General features: G+C 36.5%; 19 protein-coding genes and 1 other annotated feature. Of the genes, 5 read left to right on the forward strand and 14 right to left on the reverse strand.

Annotation, left to right across the window (positions count from 1 at the left end; translation table 11 throughout):
- Nucleotides 1-11: 11 nt before the first annotated feature.
- Genes C7Y47_RS11930 through C7Y47_RS11945 form a run of 4 tightly spaced genes read right to left on the reverse strand, consistent with a single transcriptional unit; the run spans nucleotide 12 to nucleotide 3,304 of the window.
- Nucleotides 12-800 (reverse strand): ABC transporter permease, encoded by a 789-nt coding sequence (locus C7Y47_RS11930; protein WP_142508986.1) that lies wholly within the window; start codon nucleotides 798-800, stop codon nucleotides 12-14.
- Nucleotides 801-1,598 (reverse strand): ABC transporter permease, encoded by a 798-nt coding sequence (locus C7Y47_RS11935; protein ID WP_142508987.1) that lies wholly within the window; start codon nucleotides 1,596-1,598, stop codon nucleotides 801-803.
- The gene (locus C7Y47_RS11940) at nucleotides 1,598-2,563 is read right to left on the reverse strand and encodes an ABC transporter ATP-binding protein (protein WP_142508988.1); all 966 of its coding nucleotides are present in this window, start codon (nucleotides 2,561-2,563) and stop codon (nucleotides 1,598-1,600) included. The genes C7Y47_RS11935 and C7Y47_RS11940 overlap by 1 nt, the downstream gene beginning before the upstream one ends.
- A gap of 12 nt (nucleotides 2,564-2,575) precedes the next feature.
- The gene (locus tag C7Y47_RS11945) at nucleotides 2,576-3,304 is read right to left on the reverse strand and encodes a CPBP family intramembrane glutamic endopeptidase (RefSeq protein ID WP_142508989.1); all 729 of its coding nucleotides are present in this window, start codon (nucleotides 3,302-3,304) and stop codon (nucleotides 2,576-2,578) included.
- 365 nt (nucleotides 3,305-3,669) lie between these two features.
- Between C7Y47_RS11945 and C7Y47_RS11950 the strand changes: the two genes are divergently transcribed.
- From C7Y47_RS11950 to C7Y47_RS11965, 4 genes are all read left to right on the forward strand, one after another.
- Nucleotides 3,670-4,623 (forward strand): nucleoside-diphosphate kinase, encoded by a 954-nt coding sequence (locus C7Y47_RS11950; RefSeq protein WP_142508990.1) that lies wholly within the window; start codon nucleotides 3,670-3,672, stop codon nucleotides 4,621-4,623.
- On the forward strand, nucleotides 4,592-5,305 hold the full coding sequence (locus C7Y47_RS11955) for an amino acid kinase family protein (protein WP_142508991.1): 714 nt from the start codon (nucleotides 4,592-4,594) through the stop codon (nucleotides 5,303-5,305). The genes C7Y47_RS11950 and C7Y47_RS11955 overlap by 32 nt, the downstream gene beginning before the upstream one ends.
- Before the next feature lie 38 nt (nucleotides 5,306-5,343).
- Entirely contained in the window at nucleotides 5,344-6,627 is a 1,284-nt protein-coding gene (locus C7Y47_RS11960) for an aspartate aminotransferase family protein (RefSeq protein ID WP_366151270.1), read from the forward strand.
- A gap of 90 nt (nucleotides 6,628-6,717) precedes the next feature.
- Nucleotides 6,718-7,377 (forward strand): HAD family hydrolase, encoded by a 660-nt coding sequence (locus tag C7Y47_RS11965; RefSeq protein ID WP_142508992.1) that lies wholly within the window; start codon nucleotides 6,718-6,720, stop codon nucleotides 7,375-7,377.
- A gap of 686 nt (nucleotides 7,378-8,063) precedes the next feature.
- Here the strand turns inward: C7Y47_RS11965 and C7Y47_RS11970 are convergent.
- The 9 genes from C7Y47_RS11970 to C7Y47_RS12010 all read right to left on the reverse strand — a co-directional run bounded on the left by C7Y47_RS11970 (nucleotide 8,064) and on the right by C7Y47_RS12010 (nucleotide 17,984).
- Nucleotides 8,064-8,921: a PhzF family phenazine biosynthesis protein gene (locus tag C7Y47_RS11970; RefSeq protein ID WP_142508993.1), complete on the reverse strand. Its 858-nt coding sequence runs from the start codon at nucleotides 8,919-8,921 to the stop codon at nucleotides 8,064-8,066.
- A 207-nt stretch (nucleotides 8,922-9,128) separates the two neighbouring features.
- The gene (locus C7Y47_RS11975) at nucleotides 9,129-9,641 is read right to left on the reverse strand and encodes an adenine phosphoribosyltransferase (protein ID WP_142508994.1); all 513 of its coding nucleotides are present in this window, start codon (nucleotides 9,639-9,641) and stop codon (nucleotides 9,129-9,131) included.
- 33 nt (nucleotides 9,642-9,674) lie between these two features.
- Nucleotides 9,675-11,993, reverse strand: a complete 2,319-nt coding sequence (gene recJ / locus C7Y47_RS11980; RefSeq protein WP_142508995.1) for a single-stranded-DNA-specific exonuclease RecJ — start codon at nucleotides 11,991-11,993, stop codon at nucleotides 9,675-9,677.
- A 197-nt stretch (nucleotides 11,994-12,190) separates the two neighbouring features.
- Entirely contained in the window at nucleotides 12,191-12,982 is a 792-nt protein-coding gene (trpA, locus tag C7Y47_RS11985; protein WP_142508996.1) for a tryptophan synthase subunit alpha, read from the reverse strand.
- On the reverse strand, nucleotides 12,979-14,190 hold the full coding sequence (gene trpB / locus C7Y47_RS11990; protein ID WP_142508997.1) for a tryptophan synthase subunit beta: 1,212 nt from the start codon (nucleotides 14,188-14,190) through the stop codon (nucleotides 12,979-12,981). Before trpB ends, trpA begins: the two co-directional genes overlap by 4 nt.
- A complete protein-coding gene (locus tag C7Y47_RS11995) occupies nucleotides 14,190-14,804 on the reverse strand; it encodes a phosphoribosylanthranilate isomerase (RefSeq protein ID WP_142508998.1) in 615 nt (204 codons plus the stop codon). The genes trpB and C7Y47_RS11995 overlap by 1 nt, the downstream gene beginning before the upstream one ends.
- Nucleotides 14,801-15,592, reverse strand: a complete 792-nt coding sequence (trpC, locus tag C7Y47_RS12000; RefSeq protein ID WP_142508999.1) for an indole-3-glycerol phosphate synthase TrpC — start codon at nucleotides 15,590-15,592, stop codon at nucleotides 14,801-14,803. Before trpC ends, C7Y47_RS11995 begins: the two co-directional genes overlap by 4 nt.
- Nucleotides 15,589-16,620: an anthranilate phosphoribosyltransferase gene (gene trpD, locus C7Y47_RS12005; RefSeq protein ID WP_142509000.1), complete on the reverse strand. Its 1,032-nt coding sequence runs from the start codon at nucleotides 16,618-16,620 to the stop codon at nucleotides 15,589-15,591. Before trpD ends, trpC begins: the two co-directional genes overlap by 4 nt.
- A complete protein-coding gene (locus tag C7Y47_RS12010; protein ID WP_142509001.1) occupies nucleotides 16,620-17,984 on the reverse strand; it encodes a chorismate-binding protein in 1,365 nt (454 codons plus the stop codon). The genes trpD and C7Y47_RS12010 overlap by 1 nt, the downstream gene beginning before the upstream one ends.
- A 241-nt stretch (nucleotides 17,985-18,225) precedes the next feature.
- Nucleotides 18,226-18,583: a binding site (T-box leader), on the reverse strand.
- Nucleotides 18,584-18,903: 320 nt separating this feature from the next.
- Here C7Y47_RS12010 and C7Y47_RS12015 point away from each other — a divergent pair.
- Nucleotides 18,904-20,592, forward strand: a complete 1,689-nt coding sequence (locus C7Y47_RS12015; RefSeq protein ID WP_142509002.1) for a methyl-accepting chemotaxis protein — start codon at nucleotides 18,904-18,906, stop codon at nucleotides 20,590-20,592.
- A 213-nt stretch (nucleotides 20,593-20,805) separates the two neighbouring features.
- Here the strand turns inward: C7Y47_RS12015 and secDF are convergent, their stop codons facing one another.
- Nucleotides 20,806-23,073 carry a protein translocase subunit SecDF gene (secDF, locus tag C7Y47_RS12020; protein ID WP_142509003.1) on the reverse strand — a complete coding sequence of 756 codons (2,268 nt, stop codon included), beginning with the start codon at nucleotides 23,071-23,073 and terminating at the stop codon, nucleotides 20,806-20,808.
- Nucleotides 23,074-23,257 lie beyond the last annotated feature (184 nt).

Consider the following 23,257-nt stretch of genomic DNA (forward strand, 5'->3'; position numbering starts at 1 on the left):
TTTTTCCCCTTTCAATAAATATCTAGGGTTGCTTTTTCCCTAGACTTCTTATCAGTGTATCGTAATAATAGATAACCCAAAATCATATATATTAGACCTATTAATAATTCTTTAGCAAGCAAATCGATGACTTGATTAGAGAAGTTTCCATTTACAATCATTTTAGAAGCCTCTATACCTCTTGTTAATGGTAAAAAATAAGGAATGCCAGAAAGAGCTGTTGGAAGATTATTCAACGGGAATAATGCACCAGTAAAAATCATTAATACAAAAACACTAGTATTTAATACTAAATTAACATCACTTGTAATAAGCCCAGCACTACTTATAAATAAACCAATTCCCATTGCAGAGAACATTGCAATTACTATACAAAGAATTAAAAGTGGGAAATTGGTGTTTTCAAAATTCAAATCAAACAAAAGATAACCAGCTATTAAACCTATAGCTACTGTAATTGTAGCATCAAAAATATGGATGAAAGCTCTACCTATTAATATTAAAAAATTATTTGTAGGCGAAATCATAAGTAAGCTGAGTGTTCCAAAACTTCTCTCGCTAACCAGTACAGCTCCTACTCCAAATAATGAATTATACATACTAAGAATAAAGCAATTCCCCAAAACCCAAGGTGTAAGATCCTGAGAATCATTTACATAACTCGCTAAAAGAACGAAAAAAATGAGCTGCATAATTGGGGTAACTATTTTTACTAAAATATAAATCTTAGGATCTAAGAATCCATATAATGATTTATATGAAAGTATTGACTGGTGAAGGAATCTGCTTATCGAACTCATTTAATGTACCCCCAAAGTACCTTTTATTCTAGTTTGATTGTTAATTTTTTTAAATAAAATGATTCCAATTAATAAATTTATTAAACTAATAATTAGAATCCAAAACATATACGATGAAAATTCCGAATAATCATTAATTCCTATCATGCTTGTTCTTAATAATTTCACTGCCCAGGTCGGAACTAATATATACGAAAAATATTGAATGAAATTCGGTAAAATAGATACAGGAAAAATCACTCCACATAATATGTAGACTGGATATTCCATTGAATTCATTAACATTCTTGCGTTCCTAGAAAGTGTAAATATTGACGCTAGTAACATTGAAATGATAGAAAAAGAAATTAATACTACAATAAATGATATTAAAAATTCTAACGGATGCTTAATTGATATTTTTATTCCAAATAAAATCACTAGGAATAATACATTTAAAACCATTGATAATACTCCAAAAAACACATTTCCTAAGACTTTTCCTAAAAATATCAAACGAAAATCACTTGGAGTTGCAGTAATAGTTTCTAATGTACCCATATATCGCTCTCTTTCAATATCTCCAGCAGATGAAAAGAGTATCGAACTCCATAAATTCATGATTCCAGTTCCTATAACAATATACTCTCCAACATTTATCTCTTTTGATTCCTTGAACATAAAATAAAACAAAGTAGAATATAAGATAGGTTGCAATATAATAATAAATCTGAAGGTTGGACGTGTGAAAGACTGCTTCATTTGTAATACTAGACTTGATATTATTATTTGTAATATTTTTGACATTTTAATCACCATTACCTTATATACTCCAGGTAAACATCCTCTAAAGTAGGCAATCTTATTGTCATGTTAGTAATCACTTGTTCACCTAAGATGTCTACAATATTAGATATTACTTTGTAAGGAAATAAACTGTGTATTTCAATTTTTGTTGCATCGACTAATTCAGTTAGTATTACTTCTTTCACGGAATTTAAGGATTTTATCTTATCAACTTCCACTTGTTTAACTTCGTTTACAGCCAGCTCTATTATTGGTGTCTTATTGAGGTTTATTTTCAAATTCTCTGGTGTATCTAAGGCTAGACACCTGCCCTTGTTTATAATAGCTATCCTGTCACATAATTCATCAGCTTCCTGCATATAGTGAGTTGTTAAAATTATTGTTTTTCCATCTCTAGAAAGAGTTTTAATAATATCCCTTAATTCTCGAGCACCTACAGGGTCTAAACCAATTGTTGGTTCATCCAGAAATAAAATTTCTGGTTCATTAATTAGCCCTCTAGCTATTTGTAGCCTTTGTTTCATTCCTTTTGAAAAAGTTTCAACTCTTTCGTCAGCCCGTTCGGATAAACCAACTAAATCCAACAGTTTATCTATACGCTCTTTTTTTATTTTATTATCAATTTTATAAAGATCTGCAAAATAACTTAGATTTTCTCTTGCTGTAATTCTCCAATATAAATTTCTTTCTCCCCCATAAATAAAGTTGATTCGAGGTCTAATAAAACTTTCCTCTCCAAAAGGACTATGTCCTAAAACCTTTACCTCACCGGAACTAGGAGCCAACAAAGTAGTAAGAATTTTAATTGTAGTAGTCTTGCCTGCACCATTTGGTCCCAGTATTCCAAATACCTCCCCTTTTTTCACAGAAAAGGAGAGAGAATTAATAGCTTTAGTAAACTTTTTTTTCGAGTTCAATAAACCTACTTTAGTTTCAAAATCTCTTGTTAAGTTTTTAACCTCAATGATATTAGACATTTCCATCTCTCCCTAGTCTTTTGAATCTCTATTAATAATACAAATACTCTTAATACTCTGAATTACATGAGTTGAATTATAGGTTAAGTGAGCAATTATTGAGGGAATTATCGACCCTGAAAATAGAAAAAGAAATGAAGAGAATACTCCAAATACAATTTGAATAACAAAATCAGGTTGGCTAAAATTATTAGACCATTTTGTTGCATAATGTGAAAGCATAAACAAATATGAACTAATAAGTACATTTATTATTAAGATAAGGATGGAATTTTGTTTATTTAATACAAAATATCTAAAGAATAATTCTTCAGAAATTGCGCCACCAATAAAAGTATATATATTCATCATATGTTGAAATTTATTACCTGAAAGTGTTAACTGTATGTAATCATTTGATAACACCAATCTCCAAACGGATATTTTAGGTATTATAAAGAGCAAACCTAGAATAAACCCCAATAAATACCACCAAATAGACAGGATTGTAAACGAAAAATCCCAAATAATTAAAAAAGGAACCATCAGTGGTAAGATATACATACTTCTTCTTATAAAAGTAATTAGCGCTCTCTCGTTTTCAGCATAGATTCTTTTTGCATTTCCGACACATAAAAAAGTAAATACCCAGAAAAATAAAATCAATAAATAATAGGAGTCAATAAAGTAGGCAAACATAGAAAGTAATAATACGGTTCCCCACAACACGTTCTCCTTTTTATTCAACACTAAATCATCCATATATTATATTTTCATCCTTTAACTAGTAAAAAGTTAGAGTAGAGCTCAAAAATTGCGCTATACTCTAACTTTCCTTTTTTAAAAATGTGGTTGTTAACTACTAGTTACTAGTTACTAGTTACTAGTTACTTCCAATGCAAGTGCAGATGGTAATTTAATTTCAACTGCTTTAGGCGCTGTATACTTTTTCATGTTCTCACCTCCACAAACGGTATATACAAAGAATAACTTTTTTTCATATATTTGTAAATACATATTTTCATTTTTTTGAAAAATCACTCTAATTAGACAACTAATATTTACAAATAAGTTTTAAAGTGTTAGTCTAACTGTAATAAATTAGCAAATTTGAGAGGAGAAGTCATATGAACAAAGATGTTAGTTTTATTCTATTGTCTCCGGATGCAGTAAAGCAAGATTTAATTTTCTTTATATTGGAAGAATTGGAAAAATTCGATATCCTCCCTTTAAGGATAAAATATTTAAATATTAAATTACCTATATTAGAGAAATTATATGGACATCAAATTAACAAAATGACGCCGAATTGGTGGCTAGTTGAAAAGTTATTTACATTAGATAGGAGTGCAGCGCTATTACTTAAAGATAATTCTCCTGAAGAAAGGGATTTGAGTGAATTTTTAACAAAAATAAAAGGTGTTTCTGATCCATCAAATCTCTCTAATAGTTCTTTAAGAGGAAAATTTAATGCTGAAAATAGAGTAATTAACTTAATACATACACCAGATGATGTTAATAAATGTTCAAGTGAAATTACTAACTTTTTTTCTAAACAGGAACTAAATATTGAAATATATAACAATGATGTTTCATCGTTTTTAAAGCTCGAATTATTACGAGAACAAATTGAATCGTACAAGCTTTTGGATTTCTATTTAACACTTTCTCGTTTGAAAAGAAGAATATTATTTTTAATAATGCAAGATGAATTTAAAGACTATCACCATTTATTAATGACAACATTCCTAGAAGAGACTGAACTCTATAAATCTGTATTAAAGAAAGACAATAGAATTAGACTAACACCCAAAGTAGACAAGATATTAGTAACTCAAAAAAGTTATATTGATTTTATAGTAGATACACATCCTTTAAGCGATCTATTAAAAAAATTACTTTTATTACCCTACTCTCTCAAAATAAATATATATGAAGAATTTGATAAGAATAAGTATGAATTTGGAGCTTTTATGACGGAATGGGAAATGTTGACTATTCAGAGTGCTGTTGCACTTCCAATAGAAATTATATTCGGAGGTAAAAACCATGAAATTACGAAAAACGAAGAATTTTGTTGATTTAAAAATTGATTACGTAATCAAACTAGGTGGGAGTCTAATAGCAAATATAGATGAAGCTCAAAATTTAGCTAAAACATTAATTAAAATTAGTGAGAACAATAGAATAGTTATTTTCCCTGGGGGTGGACCTATTGACAATCTTATAGAAAAAATAGATAAACAGTTTACATTAAATGAAATTACACATCACCAAGCATGTGCACGAGCTCAAGATCAAACTGGGTTAATATTTGCCAATTTTAATCTAGATTTTTTTGAAACAACTGATAACTTTTCAGGTATAAGAGATATTCTTGATAGGGGGAAAATCCCGGTATTACTTCCTTCAAAATTAATTTTTATGCTAGATCCATTTGAAAAGAGTTGGAGTATATCCTCCGATTCAATGGGCGCATACTTTTCATTTTTATTAGAGGCTAAAAAGTTTTTGATTTTGACAGATGTTGATGGGATTTATAATAAAGATCCTAATCAAAATATAGACTCAAAATTACTCTCTAGAATATCTGTTAAAAGTTTAAATAGTTTAGGTCATACTTCAGTAGATGAAACTCTTAGTAGTTTTTTATTAAATGCAGAAATGTGTTGTTGGGTTTTGAATGGTTATAATTACAACAATCTCATAGATTTCTTTAATCAAAAAGATAATGCGATATGTACGGAGATTTCTTACAATTGATATGAATGGTGGGAATTAAAATGGCTTTAAAATTCCTAATGGAAAATATAAACGAAGAACTATTGAAATTAAATACACATTTTTTTAATCCAACAGAAGATGTTGTTATGGTTAATGGGAAAGGTATCTACCTTTATGATGAAAAAGGTAGAGAATATATTGATTGTGCAGCTGGCACATTTAACTTAAGTTTAGGTTACAGCCATCCAGATATTTTAGAAGCTGTTAGAAAACAAGCTGAAAATTTAATTCATGTCACGTCAAGTTACATGACTGAACCAGTAGCTAGACTCGTTGAAAAATTAGTCGAAATTACCCCACAAAGCTTAACAAAAATCCATTTAAAGGTATCTGGGGGATCCACAGCAAATGAAGGTGCAATTAAAATGGCCCAAAATTATAATGGCAAGAATGGAGTAATATCACTATTTAGATCACATGTAGGGCAAACTATATATACAATGAATGCCTCTGGGTTATCTTTTAGAAGGGAACCATTTCAAGGCTTATTATCTACTGGGATTACTCACGTCCCTCCCGCATATTGTTACAGATGTTTTTATAATCAGCATCCAGATACATGTGGTATGCAGTGTGTTGATCGTATAAATGACTTCATTGATTATGCAAGTACTGGTAATATTTCAGCAATGATTGTGGAACCGATACTAGGAAATGGAGATAACATAGTTCCTCCTATGGACTATTTTAAAAAATTAAGGAAATTGGCTGATGAGAGGAATTTTGCACTTATATTTGATGAAATTCAAACTGGCATAGGTCGTACCGGACATATGTTTGCAGCTGATTATTACTGTGTTGAGCCAGATATAATGACAATAGCAAAAGGATTAGGGGGATCTGGATTTCAAATTGCAGCAATAGCTGCAAAGCCAGAATATTCAAATATGGATGGGCATCATCACTCTTTTACTTATGGTTCTAATGTGCTGGCCTCTGCAGCTGCTTTAAAAACAATAGAGATTATTAACACACCCCTTTTTTTAGCAAATATAAAAGAAACGGGTAACTATATTGTTTCATACCTCAAACGTTTACAAGAAAAATATCCGTTTATTGGCGATGTTAGAGGTGTAGGTTTAATGATTGGATTTGAAATAGTAAATGAAAAGGGTGAACCTGACACAACCTTAACTAACCAGATTAAAAAGCATGCTTTTTATAACGGATTGTTAATGAGAACATCTAGATATGGCTTTGGAAATGTAATAAAAATAAGGCCTGCCCTTACGTTAACCTTACAAGAAGCAGAAGAAATATGTTCGCGTTTAGAAAAGACATTTGAAACAACAATGAGATGACTTTTAACTCTTAAATCAGATAACTTTAAAAATAAAGTAATGATATCAAAAAAGAGTGATAAAAATTCGTTTATAAAGTGAGTGATAAATGTGATACATGCAATCATTTTTGATTTTGATGGCACTATCGTTGATACTGAATCACTATGGTTCCAAGTATTTAAAGAGATCCTTGAGCATGAGTATAAAATTGAACTTCCGTTACAAAAGTTTGCAAAATGTATTGGTACGACAGACGATGCTTTATTTGAGTATATTCAAGGTCAATCCACTGAAAAATTTAATCATGATGAATTCATGCTAAAAGCGAAAAAAAAGATGCAATCCTTAAAGAAAACTCTAGTTCTTAGAGAAGGCGTTCATGACTTAATTTGTGAAATAAAAAGCTTAGGGTTAAAGCTAGGAATTGCATCTAGTTCAAGCCGTTTATGGGTCGAAGAATTTTTAATAATATTCAATCTACATCATCTATTCGATGTCATTAAGACAAGTGAGGACGTTCAAAAAGTAAAACCAGATCCGTCCTTGTACACTAGTGTGGTTGAGACTTTAGGCATTAATCCAAATGAAGCAATAGCAATCGAGGATTCCGTTAATGGTTCATTATCAGCTATACGGGCTGGGATAAAATGTATAGTCATTCCTAACCAAGTAACAAATTTCTTAACTTTTCCTGAAGAAGTAATACGTTTTGATGATTTCTTTCATCTAAATATCAAGAGCTTGGTAGAGCATTCAAAATCTAATTAAAAATACGTATTTTGGGAGTAATTTAAATTTAGTTAGACACTGTTATTTTATACAGCTTGATCATTATGAGTTCGGTATTGAATGCTGCACCTCGCTGTTAGACACAATCTAACAATTGGAGGTGCAGTTTTACTATAGGGAATTATCAAAAAGAAAAGAATCACCTACTCCAGCTACCAACTGAAAGTGCTTTGAAGGTATTTCTTGTTACTTTTTTGTATGCCTCTAAATTGAATTTGGGCATCAGCAACATTAGGTAACTGAATTTCTAACTTAAAATATCTATTGTTACTTTGTCGTACAGATAAAACATTTGTTGCTGTCGCTTCGCTTTCGCACAGAGCAAAGCTTCCTGTTGGCGTCCGATGAGCCGCTTCACTCGCGGTGCTCGCGGCAGGGTGTCGGGCCAACAGATGTTTTTTGCGCGAAAGCGTAGTGCAACGTAGCGACAGCAGCACGATGTTGGTCACGAAGGCGTTATCATAGGACGTGATGTGATGGTTTTAGCCTTCGTTCCACTAATCACTGATCCCCAATGAGTCGCCCATTCCCCACTACAATCAACTTTTCCGCTTAGCATTTATCTTCTGACATGTTACTCTATTTCATAGTGAAAATATGTAGCAATATGAGCAAATATATATTCATAAATCTATTCTGTTTGATTATAGGATAAAAAGTAACAGCTAGCATAGTTCCCCTTTTGACAAGATAATTGCTTGCCCTCCTACCATAACTCTTGGATTATTTTTATTTATTAATTTTGTTAGGATGTTAGAAGGTCTACCCATACTATGTCCTTGAAGGAACGAGTACTCTTGATCAAATTCATTTAGTATGTGGTTATGAAAAAGATAATAAGTTAATGCCCCATTTGAAGTACCTGTTGCGGCTTCCTCATCAATACCGTATAGTGGGCAAAAGTTTCTACTCTCCGCTATCCCATCTTCTGTGTCGAGTGTAAATGCATGAACGCCCCCCACTTTATTGATCTTTGTATATTCAGCAAGTTCTTTAAAATTAGGATTTAACGCATACAAATCATCCTTTGTTTTAATAGGAAGCATTATATCCCAAAGACCCGTACTGACAGCTTGAGGCACTAAATTGAAATTTATATCTCCTATTTTGCTTTTATCAATTTTAAAAAGGTACGACAAATTATCATAATCATCAAATATTTTTCCTAACTGAGGTTCAGCTTGCTCCATCATTATAAATGATTGATTCACTTCAACAGCAAGTGTGCCGGCGAGTGTTTTCATAAAATATGTATTATTATCTTCAATAGCACAACTGTCTAATAATGCCTTGAAGGATGCAATAGTTGCATGTCCACAAAGTTCAACCTGTACAGTCGGTGTAAAAAACTTTATGTCAAAATTTTTATTGTCTATTTTTTTAATAAATGCTGTTTCTGAAAAACGAACTTCTGCAGCAAATTTTTGCATAAACTCTTCATCTAAATTTTCATGGATCACTACGCCTGCTGGATTACCGCCAAATTTTGTTGCTGTAAAAGCATCAATTACATAATATGACAAAGCTAACTCTCCCTTACTTTTGAATTTAAAAGTTTTTAATGCTTACTATATCGATTAATCTCTTTATATTAAAAAAAACGCCACAAAAATGTGACGCTTTTCATATTATTGTATGACTCTTCTGCGAAACGAGAGATTGATTTCCGTTCCGGCTGAGCGCTTTCCCAGGGGGACGTCAATCTTCACTTCAATCAACCAAATCCTGTTTTAATATTCAATAAGTGTTTTTATGTTTAAGTCGCCTATTTTTTCACGACCATTCAGCTCTTTTAACTCGATTAGGAAGGCACAACCAACAACTTGACCGCCTAATTGTTCAACTAAACGCACTGTCGCTTCAACTGTACCGCCAGTCGCAAGTAAATCATCACAGATTAATACTTTTTGCCCTGGTTTAATCGCATCTTTGTGCATTGTTAGCGTATCTTTACCGTACTCAAGACCGTAGTCAGCACTTATCACTTCACGTGGTAATTTTCCTGGCTTACGAACAGGCGCAAAACCAATTTCAAGCGCATAAGCAACTGGACATCCGATAATGAAGCCACGAGCCTCAGGACCTACCACAATCTCAGCACCTAATTCTTTTGCGTAACTTACGATTTGGTCTGTTGCATATTTGTATGCAGCACCATTATCCATAATTGTTGTAATATCTTTGAAGCTAATGCCCTCTTTCGGCCAGTTTTCAACCGTTGTTACGTATTGCTTTAAATCCATGTTATTGTTCCTCCTACGAAACTTAATCGTATATTAATGTAATCGTTCATCAAACCATTGTTTTAATTCTATATAAGGGGCATATACTAGCTTCTGCTCCATTTCAATCTGTTCTGAACGCTGTTTGTAAGACGGTGCCTCTGTAAGTGCCTGTTTCGGTGCATTCACGTTGACAGTCGTCAGTCCACTCTCCATTTTAACAAAATCAAGTTCAAAAAACACCTGTGTCATAAATTTTAATGCATCTAACGGCCAACCTGTATGTTTGGCTAATTCCGCCAAATGCATATTTAATGGAAAGGCAGGGCGATTTTTTAAAAACTTATAATACCAGGAGAATTGCTCACGTGTAGGCAATCCATTGAAGTACTGAGAATCAGGCATGTAAAAATGTGCATATATACGGGAAGGAGCTGTTTTTCGTAAGACACTTTCTAACATTTGAACATTTTGTGGCAAATCCAGTAGGATGATATAATTGCTTTGTTCTACATTTGAAAGCGTAGGATCCACTGTTAGGATTGGTACACCAATTAGCGACTGGTAATAGGTAACCGTTTCTGAACGGAAGGCGATAAATGTTGCCTCCTCTTTTGGAACCGTATTTAACCAGCGGGATGTTTGGCGAATACCACGAATATCAAATAATTGCCATTCAGTCGTTTGGACATCCTCTATCATAAATTGTGCTTTTTTACGTCCTTGCCATTCGTTAATTTGTAAATCCCCTGTAAATGATACTTTAATTCCATATGTTAATTCGTCGTGTAAATGTCCTTTATTGAATCCGACACTATCCAATTTTTCATAGCCATCCGTCAATTCCATTTTTATATGATTTTCTGCTGCTCCAATTTTCCGCATGGAGGATATCTCCACATCTTCGAGCACATAAACAGGCTTCGGAAAATCAGTACCATATGGACCCAGCGTCGAAATTTCTTCAATGGCATCTGCTGAAATTTCATCCATTTTTAGCGGTATGTCAATATTGAGTACAGGTGTCAATTGTTCCTCTGATAAACACGCTCTTGCTTGATCATCTAAGCGTGATCTTAACTCATCCACATGCTCAATCGATAATGTCATCCCTGCTGCCATAGGATGCCCACCAAAATGAGGTAATATATCTCGATTCTTCGCTAATTCATTATATAAATGGAAGCCTTCAATACTACGAGCTGAGCCTTTAGCTGTTCCTTTTTCATAGTCTAGTGACAGTACAATCGTAGGACGATAATAGAGCTCTACAAGACGGGACGCGACGATCCCTACTACCCCAGCATTCCAGCCTTCTCCAGCAATAACTAAAACGAGTGAATTCCCGATTTTTTTATCTGATTCAATGAGAGCAATCGCCTCATCTGTAATACTCTTTACAATGTCTTTGCGTTCACTATTACACGTATTAAGCTGCTTCGCTAATGCTGTTGCTTTAGCATTATCCTCAGCCATTAATAGCTCGACGCCAGGCGCCGCTTCTCCTAGTCGACCAACTGCATTTAAGCGCGGTCCAAAGTAAAAACCGATTGTTTCTTCGTTAATTTTTGCTTGCTCTGCACTGGCTACTTCACACAATGCTTGTACCCAAGGGCTGAGTGATCGGCGCATTTCTTCTATTCCTCGTTTTACTAGGTAGCGATTTTCATCAACTAATGGTACTAAATCCGCTACTGTTCCAACAGCTACGTATTCAATTAAATGCGTTGGCAGTTCTCCATATAGAGCATGCGCTAACTTAAAAGCTACCCCCACACCTGCAAGCTCGCCAAATGGATAATGTCCTTCTGGTATACGAGGATGTAAAATAATATCAGCAGGTGGTAATTCATCGCCTGGTTCATGGTGATCTGTAACGATAACATCCATACCTAGTTCCTTCGCGACACGAATCGGTTCAATACCCGAAATACCATTATCAACTGTTATAATTAACTGAGCGCCCTCTTCATGTGCTTCACGAAATAGCGCTTCATTCGGTCCATAGCCGTGAATAAAACGATTCGGTATTTTAAACGATACATCGGCACCGAGATCAAGCAACACATTCAGCATGACTGTCGTGCTAGTGACACCATCCCCGTCGTAATCGCCATATACTAAGATTTTCTCTCCATTATCAAGCGCTTGCTCAATACGTGCTACAGCTTCTGCCATACCATGCATTAAAAACGGGTCATGGATACTTGCTTCTGTCATATTTAATAAGCTCTCTGCGTCCGCAGTTGTTTCACAGCCACGCGCAGCTAAAATTTTTGCTGCAATCGCAGAAAGTTGTAGGTCATTTTGTAATGTTTGGACAAGCTTAGCGTCTGGGCGCTCTACCTGCCATTTCTTTTTTGATAGAATCATCTTTTCACTTCCTCACGAAAGCTATTATACCGAAAATCTAGCCTAGCCGCACTATCTGTCAGAATGATAGTTTTATCCATCAGATTTTCAATTCAATCCGTCATTTTTACTAAACTACTCGAATGATAGAAGTCAGAGCGACGGATAGAACCGTTAAAGCCTTGGGTATCAGTCTCAAAAGAAAAAAGCCTACTCCATTAAAGAGTAGACTTCTGAAACACATCTTTTGAAGCAGACACTAACGCCTCAATTTTCTCCAAATTACCTTCATGCAATGCTGTCACGATCGCACTGCCAACGATTACACCATCACTAAGTGCCCCCATATTTACCACTTGCTCGGGCGTTGAAATTCCAAAGCCAGCTAGTACTGGTATTTGACTTGCTTTACGTAAACGAGCAAAATGATCATGTAAATCATTCGCAAAGGTTGTACGAGCCCCTGTGATTCCATTGACTGTCACAGCATAGACAAAGCCTTGACTGGCAGCTGCGATACGTGCAATTCGCTCTGGAGGACTTGTTAACGATACAAGTTGAACGATGTCGATACCATGAGGATTTAATGTATCACATAAAACGGCGCTTTCTTCAAGTGGTACATCAGGAACGATTAATCCTTTAACGCCCCCCGCTACACAAGCTTTCGCAAAAGCCTCTAACCCAAAAGCTAAAACAGGATTAAAATAAGTCATAACAACTAACGGAACTTGAATTTCTTTTTTTAATGAAGCTAATACTTCTAGCACTTTACGTAATGTCACACCTTCTGCTAAAGCCCGTTCACCTGCTTGCTCTATCGTAGGTCCATCCGCTACAGGATCCGTGAACGGTATACCAACTTCAATAGCCGTTACAGCCATTTGCTGTAGCTTCAAAATCGTAGGCTTCAAAGTTTCTAGCCCCCCATCGCCGGCCATAATATATGGTATAAATGCTTTATTCCCAGCGATTTTCGCTTCTTCAATTGCCTGTTGTAGTGTTGTCATAACATATCTCCTCCTAATACTTTACGGACAGTATGAACATCTTTATCTCCTCGGCCAGATAAGCACACAACTATTATGTCATCTGTAGACATTGTCTTCGCAAGTTTTGCTGTATAAGCAATGGCATGAGAGCTTTCTAGTGCAGGTAGTATACCTTCTGTTCTACACAGTAACTGCAAACCCTCAAGTGCTTCATTGTCTGTAATCGAATCAAATTTAACGCGCCCAATATCATGTAAATAACAATGCTCTGGGCCCTTCCCTGGATAATCTAGACCAGCTGAAATAGAATGTGCTTCTTGCACGAAGCCATTTTCATCTTGTAATAAATACATGTATGCACCGTGTAAAACGCCTAGCTGTCCACCGGCAATTGCTGCTGCATGCTTTCCTGTCTCAATACCACTACCAGCAGCCTCTACCCCGTATAGCGCAACAGTTTCATCGTCGACAAAAGGATGGAACATACCGATTGCATTACTACCACCACCTATACAAGCAACAACTGCATCTGGTAAACATCCTTCCTTAGCTAAAATCTGCTCTCTAGTTTCAACACCAATTACACGCTGGAAATCCCTCACGATTTTCGGGAATGGATGTGGTCCTAAAGCTGAGCCTAAAATATAATGAGTATCTTCAACATTTGTCACCCAGTAGCGCAGCGCAGCATTGACAGCATCCTTTAATGTTTTTGAACCTGTTTCTACAGACTCTACTTTTGTACCGAGTAACTCCATGCGAAACACATTCAACTGTTGGCGTTTTATATCTTCGGCACCCATAAATACAACACATTCAAGATTCAATAATGCGCATGCAGTTGCCGTGGCCACTCCATGCTGTCCTGCACCTGTTTCTGCCACTATTTTCCTTTTGCCCATTCGTTTGGCAAGAAGCGCTTGACCAATCGCATTATTAATCTTATGGGCTCCAGTATGATTTAAATCTTCACGCTTTAAATAAACCTTCGCGCCGCCTAGCCCTTTTGTTAAATTTTCTGCGTAATACAATGGCGTCTCACGACCGACGTATTGTTGTAAATAATAGGCCAATTCCTCAGTAAAAGTTCGATCATTCATTGCCTCATCATGGGCCGTCTCTAATTCCAACAAAGCGGTCATTAATGTTTCCGGAACAAATTGTCCACCAAATTTTCCATAACGACCTTCCTTTGTCGGTACACTATTTGCAATTGAATTCACCATTATGCTCTCCCCTTCTCCACTGCCTGTAAAAATGCATTTATTTTGGCTATGTCTTTTACACCGTCTGTCTCTACACCACTCGATACATCTACCATAAATGGCGACACAAGTGATACTGCTTCTTCTATATTTTCAGCTTGCAAACCACCTGCTAAAATTAGCTTTTCTCGCGGAATCCCTACCGTCTCTAAAAGGGTCCAATCAAACGTGTGACCACTACCACCTTTAAAATCTGTCCCTGGTGCATCAAATAAGTAATAGTCTGCATCATATTTAGCAGCAGCCTGAACATCTTCAACACCTCTTACAGACAAAGCTTTAATGGCCGGATAACCTTGCTGACGAATAAACTCCGGAGATTCTTCTCCGTGGTACTGCACATAATCTAATGGCACACTTTCTACCGCTGTGCGTAATTCCTCTACGCTTGGATTGACAAAAACACCGATTTTTAAAACGCCCTCCGGTACATGTTTAGCTAGTTGCTGTGCCTGTTCAACCGTCACTCGTCGTTTACTTGGCGCAAAGACAAAACCAATGGCATCCGCTCCTACCTCTATTGCTGCCTGCACATGCTGTTGTTCCTTCAGTCCACAAATTTTCACCTTCGTCATACAGATGCACCTACCTTATTGACCTGTAAACTTTTTAGCCTAGTACCTGCATCACCACTGCGCATTAATGACTCACCTACAAGAACGCCACTAGCTCCCATAGCCGCCACAGCTTTAGCGTCTTCTTGCGTCCAAATCCCACTTTCACTTATTAAAACTTTCTCTTCTCCGAACGGAAAACCTTCTGCAATTTCACGTGTTCGCTCTAAGTTCACTTCAAACGTACGTAAGTCTCGATTATTGACGCCAATCAGCTTGGCACCAATTGCAATAGCACGTTCAAGCTCCTCTAAATCGTGCACCTCCACTAAGACCTCTAGATTTAAGCTTATTGCATAGCTATATAAATCGCGTAATGCCTCATCTGTTAACGCGGCTACAATTAGCAAAATAATAGATGCACCTGCTGCCTTTGCAAATCGAATTTGAACACGCTCAATCATAAAGTCCTTACAAAGAAGTGGCGTTTGAACAGCATTTGCAACTGCGGCTAAATCATCAAAGGAGCCTTTAAAAAACTTTTTATCTGTTAAAACAGAAATGGCCGCCGCTCCAGCTTCTACATAAGTTTTTGCCTGCGCCACTGGATCTGCCCCTTGCGCGATTAGCCCCTTTGAGGGGGAGGCACGCTTCATTTCAGAAATAACCTGTAATGTCTCAGCTTTTCTCAATCGTTCAAATAAAGACGGTCGTAGCTTTTCTGTAAAATTAGCTAACGGGTCGGGCTGTTCAAGTAAAGCACTAACTTCTATCTTTTTTTGTTCGAGAATTTTATTTAAGATATTCATTGTTGGACCTCCACTCTGTTAATATGTTCACTATAAGCAACGACTGCCTCTAATTTTTGAAGGGCACGCCCGCTGAAAATACTATCCTTCGCCATTTCTACACCTTCTTTAACGGTTTCAGCAATTCCATAGCTGAACAACCCAATACCAGCATTCAATAAAACTGTGTCAAAGCAAGCACTTTGTTCACCAGCTAATAATTTACGCATAATTGCGGCATTTTCATCTGCATTGCCTCCACGAATGGCCTCTATTGGTGCATAGCTGAGACCCGCATCCTCTGGAGTTAAAGAAAAAGGAATCAAGTCTCCTTTATCTACTAAGACAAAAGTATTTTGGCCAGCTAATGACGCCTCGTCTAAACCTAGTGGCCCAGAAACGACCATTGCACGTTTACGCCCGAGCATTTGTAATACGGAAGCATACTCCATGACAAAATTCGGACGGTTAATGCCGGTAAATTGCGTCGATAAAGGCACTGGATTCGTAAGTGGACCGACAAGATTAAATATAGTTGGCTTGCCTAGTGCGCGACGTACCTCGCCAAGTCGCCTTAATTTTGGATGGACATTTGGAGCATATAAAAAGGCAATCCCTTCTTTCTCTAATAGCTCAATAGTTTGTTCAATGGAAATATTCGTATGAATACCGAGTGCTTCCAAAACATCAGAGCTTCCTGATGCCGAAGAAATTTTACGATTGCCGTGCTTCGCCATTTTGACACCTGCCCCTGCTAACACAAAGGCGCAAGCCGTACTTATATTAAATGTATTAAGACCGTCACCACCAGTGCCGCAATTATCCATATAGACACCTGCTTTTACTGGTACGTCTAGTGCAAACGAACACATAATGGTAGCTAATGCCGCTACTTCATGTGCTGTTTCACCTTTGGCAGATAATGCCGTTAAAAAGCTTGCGATTTCTTCCTTCGGTGTGTCATCTTGGAACATCCATGTTGCTGCCTGTAGCATTTCCTCATACATTAAATGCTCTCGTTGTTGTACTTTTTGACGAATACCTTCCATTAATGTGAACCTCCTTCTTTTTCAAGTAGCTGCAAAAATTCCTGTTCGTCCTCTTTTATTTGTTTTAAACTTTCATCGACATTTGTGTATTTGGTCACCGTTACAGTTGTTTGCATATGCATCGTTTCATTTTCTATGACAATGGATTTCCCTGTTAAAGCAAAATCAAGATGACCGTTAAAACCAATAAATCCAAGTGCTCCTCTTAAAGTTTGACTAGATTTTTCTAAATAGTCCTTTGCCTGATCCTTCGGAATAACTGTTGATGCAAAGGATGGTAATGTCGCAGCTAATACATCAAGTGCATGAAGCATCGGTAATACTTGTCCTTCAACTCTCGATGTCATGTGTAATGCATGCTTTGAACGCTCAATTCTCATCGCCTCTATGATTTGAATGGAATCTCTGAAGCACACAGACTGTAATTCTTGTCGCACGGCAGAAACAAGTACAGCATGTGACTTCCTAATATTTGTGTTTTCATAGAGCTTTCGTTCATGTTCTAAATCTTCACCTTTTGTGGAACCTCTAGGAAATGTCCCCTCTGTTGGTGTCGCAATCACACGCTCACCTTTTACACGAATTAGGCTTTCAGGAGATGTTCCTAAAACAACATGATCCTCAAACTCGACATAATACATATACGGAGCAGGTTGTTTTTTACGCAATTGACGATATAAAGCGAAAGCATCTCCTTGTAAATTTGCTAACAAACGCTTTGATAGGACGGCTCTTGTAATATCTTCATCTAATGTAGCTTTGATAGATGTTAGAGTTGTTACAAATTGTTCATTCGTAGACGATTCAAAAGGTTCATAACTACAACTTTTATCCTCATCCTCTCTACCTTTTAAAAGCTGCTCCGCCAACTCCTCTAAATTTGGTTCTTTTTTTTCTGCATCAATATTCGTATAAATTAAAGTAACCTCATCTGTTACATGATCAAACACAATGACTGTCTCATACACATGGAAATGCACATCTGGTAGCTGCACTTTATCCTGATCAGTCGATAATATCGTTATGGCATCATGACCAACATAGCCAACAGCTCCGCCTGAGAAGGGGAATTGTATCGTATTGGAAATGCGTGGCATTAATCTTTTCAATAATACAAACATGTCGCCCTTATGTGTATAGGTGTTTCCGGTCTTATATGAATATTCCTGAATTTCATCTCCAAAGCCTTTATACGTTTTTCTTGGATTAGCACCAATAAAAGAAAAACGACCTGCTCCTTCATGCTGCGCTGAACTTTCAAGTAAGAATTTAAGCCTTCCCTTTAGGCGTCTAAAAATTAAAATCGGTGTTAAAGAATCAGCATTAATCGTTTTCATTTTTGTTCTCGAACTCGTCGATTGCATAATTACCAAGCTCCTTTTCTTAAAAATCCACTGCACTTGGACTTACAAATGTTTAGCAGCTGAATCGTTTTTTTGTTGAATATAAAGGATCAGCATCATAGTGTGGGTTGATTTCCGTTCCGGATGGGGCCCTTCCCTGTGGGCGTCCAGCCTCCACTCCGATCGATTTTTTTACATATCCTAGCTTTTGGTGGTATAAAACAATAAAAAAAGTCCTCTGCAAAAAGGATTTTTCCTAATTGCAGAGGACGATCAAGACCGCGTTGCCACCTCATATTAGAGCATATTTGCTCTCCCTTATGTGCTCAACCTTAGTTCGTCAATAAAATTGACATACCTTTTTCATTAATGGCAAAAAGATTTGTCTAAGTCGAAGCACCCCCTATAACGTGGGGAATCCGTTCGCTATAATCAATTCCGCCTTGGCGTAATTACATCCAGAGGCATTCATTTCGTTCAGTAGATGTTTGTAAACCCACTGGATGAAAATAATTAGCGACTCTCATAAGTCCATTCACATAAGCTACAAATCAGTTCGCACCATCCACTGACTCTCTAAATTGCCCACTTATGCTACTACTCTTATTCAACAATTTCTCAGCTATTCTCATCTAAACTCAGCTCATCTGTTCTAAGGCTGACCTCGCTCCCGAGACCAACTACCTTGTATCGAACAAAAAAGTTAGCCTTATTTTATGCCAAACTTTTAAAATTGTCAATTAATTCAGAGAAAAAGGAAAAAGTTGAAAGGACTTTTGAATTTATATAAATAGGAAAAATCACCTTCTTTATGCATCAATAAAAGGGAGTAAACTACCTACTTTTGAGAATTTACTATAACTTGACCTCGTAAGAATATCAAGTTATAGTAAATTCATACCATTGATTTTCTAATATATTAAAGAAAGAAGGAACAAATATGTCCGTTCAGAAAAAACTAAATATAGGTTTTATTTCATTCATTTGTTTACTCTTATTATCAAGTATTATTGCTTTTTTTCAATTTAAGTCGGTTGAGGGAGACATAGTAGAGGTACTAGATTACCGAATCGTACAAATTCAATTAACAGATGAAATACAACAGCAGCTTGCCTCACAGGGGCTTTTTTTACGTTCCTATATTCTAAATAGTAAGGATGAGACAACAAAATCAAATTTAGAACGTTATGAAAAACTATTATCAGAAACCATTCAAGAGCTTTCAGGTATTGTTCGTTCCGATTACACAAAAAATATTATGAAGCAAGTAACCGATTTACAACAAGATTTACTAACAAGTTCTGATAAAGCAGTGCAAGCATTTAATAGTGGAAATACAGATTTAGCCTTATCATACATAAATGGAGAAGTTACAAAAAGCAACAAAGAAATTTACACACTGACAAATGATTTATTAACTTATCAAGACGAACAGCTGCAAGAGGTTAAAAGTAGTGTTGTCCAAACAGTTACGCGAGCTATTATTATTTCAATTGTCTTACTTGTTATAAGTGCAATTGTTGGTTTATATTTTATGTATTTTGTAAAACGCTCCATCATTCAACCACTTCGTAAAGTGATTCATGCAGCCGATACGTTAGCACACGGTGACTTAACAATTGCTCAGCTGGAACATAACTCAAAAGATGAGATTGGTACACTTGCCACAGCAGTGAATGCGTTAAAACAGAATTTATCTGTCCTACTTAAAAATGTTCAGGACAACGCTACACAATTATCTGCCGCTTCTGAAGAGCTTTCCGCTAGCACGGTAGAAGTGACAACAACTACAAGCGACATCTCACATCGAGTACAAGACACGTCAAACCATATAGCTTCATCTGCTAGTGCCTCTCAACAAAGTGCTCTAGCTATGGATGAAACAGCTGCTGGTGTACAACGAATTGCTGAGGCTACTCAAAATTTGCATCACAATGCTATAAATATGACGCTGCTTGCCAATACCGGAGGGAAAACTATTACGACTGCCAAGGAGCAGATGGATACAATTTCTGAGTCAACTACACAAATTGCCGATTTAACGCAAAAGCTAAGTAAGCAATCTGAAGAAATCGGGCAAATTACAAAAGTAATTACGGCTATTACTGAACAAACAAATTTACTGGCGCTCAATGCTGCCATCGAAGCAGCACGAGCTGGTGAGCACGGCAAAGGCTTCGCTGTTGTAGCAGATGAAGTACGAAAGCTTGCTGAAGAATCCAAGCAATCTGCTGGCCAAATTGTTGCCCTTACAAATGAAATTCAAACGGATACAAGAAATGTTGCAGCTGCTGTGCATGAAGGATTAGTATCTGTCCAGGATGGTGTAGCAAAAATTCATGAGGCCGGTGATGCATTTGATTCTATTACAGCGTCTGTGCAAACATTTACTGACCAAATTGAAGATATATCAGCCACTTCGGAACAAATCTCAGCTAGTACTGAAGAGGTAGCTGCCTCTGTAACAGAAATTGCAAATGGGGCAAGTATTTCAGCGAGCAATTCACAAATCATTGCTGAAGCAGTAGAAGAGCAAGCTGCAACAATGCAGCAGGTGAATGAGGTAGCTGAGGAATTAAGCAATAACGCTCAGCAACTCCAAGCATTACTACTGCAATTTAAACTTTAACGTCTTTCAGCGGGTGTCCAAACATCTGCTGCTGACGCTTCGCTTTCGCGCAAAAAACATCTATTGGCCTAAAGTCTCCGGCGGATGTCACGGAATTATGGGGCGAAATTAATAAAATAAAAAGAATCTGCTGCTTTCCAAAGAAAGCAACAGATTCTTTTTTTAAGAAAACAGGGAAAGAAATGTTTCCTTTCCCTGTTTTAAAGACTTATGTTAAACAGTAGGTTCGTCAGTACCCCATTGTTTTTTCTCTTTTTTGTGTATTTGCCCATCTGATTTTTTCATTTCACGAACTTTAAGTGAATACCAGATTTGTGCAGCAATACAAATGGAAGAATACATACCTGTGATTAAACCAATCAATAACGCGATTGAGAAGTTTTGAATCGACGGTGCACCTAAAATAAGAAGTGACACAGTAACGATAATAACCGTTAACACTGTGTTAACAGATCGACCCATCGTTTGACGTAATGATTTGTTAACGATATCCGCTAACACTTCACGGTCTTTAATCGTATCATATCGATCTAAGTTTTCACGCATCCGGTCAAACGTAACGATCGTATCGTTAATCGAATAACCGACAATCGTCAGTACAGCTGCAATAAACGTAATATCGACTTCTAAGCGCATAAAGCTAAATACAGCAACTATTAAGAATACGTCATGTAGTAACGAGACAATTGCTCCAATACCCATGCGCCATTCGAAACGAACCGCTACATAGATAATGATACCAATAGCCGCAAGAGATAATCCTTTAATAGCATTTTTCACAAGCTCTTTACCGACAGTTGGTGATACTGTACTTATGCCTGGCTCATGACCATATTTTTTGCCCGCTTCTTTTTTGAATTTTAAAATTTCTGCTTGCGATAGATCATCTTTATAACGGATAACCGCAGAGTTGTTCTTTTCACCTGCCAAAACGATATCGTCAGACGAGAAGCCAATGCTATCTAAGTATTTAGATACTTCTTCTTTAGTTAAAGTTTGATCCGCTTCAATTTGAACACGAGTACCACTTTGGAAATCAATACCAAGGTTTAGACGGAATATACCAAGAACCACTAAACCGGCTACAAGGATAGCTAATGAGAATGTATAGAATTTCTTACGGTTGTGTACAAAGTCAAAACGATCAAATTTCGTTGATAAATCTAATGTTCCAATATTTTCATCTAAGCTATGCTGTTTAGATTTGGCAATACCAAACCACGCTGAATTGTTAAAATAGCCACTGTTGACTAGTAAACCTAATAGTACACGAGAACCCCAAACAGCAGTTAAGAAGCTTAGTAAAATACTAATAATTAAAGTTGTTGCAAACCCTTTTACAGAGCTTGTCCCGAATTGGAATAATACAGCAGCTGCTAATAATGTAGTTAGCTGTGCATCAACAATTGCTGATAAAGACTGCTTCGAGCCAATTTGGAATGCTTGTTTAACTGAATAACCTACTCGTAGTTCTTCACGAATACGTTCCGCTGCTAAAATATTCGCATCAACTGCCATCCCTATACCGAGCACGATAGCTGCAATACCCGGAAGTGTTAACACTGCATTAATCCAATCGAATACAACTAATACTAGGAAAGTGAAAATCGCAAGTGTAATAATGGATATAAAGCCAGGTAAACGATAGTAGAATAGCATAAATAAGAATATTATTACTACCCCCACAACACCTGCCAAAATTGTACTTTTCAGTGCTTGGTCACCAAATTGTGCACCTACTGAAGTAGAATAAATCTCATTAAGCTTTACTGGTAGTGCTCCAGCATCTAAAATACCCGCTAGATTTTTTGTTTCTTCAACTGTGAAATTCCCGCTAATCATTACATCTGTTGTATTTAATGTTTGGTTAACTGTTGCTGCAGATGCATAGCGAGGCTTCGCTTTTTGTGATTCAGCTTTATATGAATCAACACCTTCTTCAAAGTCTAACCATACAACGAGTAAATTTTGACCTGCTGGTTTAGCGGCAATTTTACTAGTTATATCAGCAAATTTCTTTCCATCTTTTAATGTTAGGGAAACAATTGGACGATTTTGCTGGTCAAAGGAATCCTTAGCGCCACCTGGCTTTAAGTCATTACCATCCAGCAATATATTGTCATCGACATCACGGAATGTTAAATTTGCAGTTGTAGACAATAATTTACGTGCTGATTCTTGGTCTTCGACACCCGCTAATTGCACACGAATACGATTTTTGTCTTCAACCTGAATGCTCGGTTCACTTACCCCGATAGCATTTACACGTTGGCTAAGAGCTGTTGCTGTTGCCGACAAAACACCCTGTGTAATTTCTTCTCCCTTGTGTAATTCCTTCACCTCATAAAGAACCTCAAACCCGCCTTGTAAGTCAAGACCTAGCTTAATGTCCTTTAAGACGCCGCCTACAGTCGTACCGATGGTTGCTGTAAAAATAACCATTAGTAGTACGAATGCAACTATACGACTTTTTAGTTTCATTTATAAATCCTCCTCGAATTGTGTAAGGCAATTCCTTACACTACAAACAAGTATAATAGCAAGTCCTTTTGAAACGTTTATTCCTCCTTTTCCTTTAGAATAATGTTGCCTGTGCTTCAAAAAGGTTGCTCTACTTATTTCAATCGTTCATAACGCGCAAATTTATCCCTGTATTTGTATAGGT

Source organism: Lysinibacillus sphaericus, from assembly GCF_006864135.1.
In the GTDB taxonomy this organism is placed as follows: domain Bacteria; phylum Bacillota; class Bacilli; order Bacillales_A; family Planococcaceae; genus Lysinibacillus.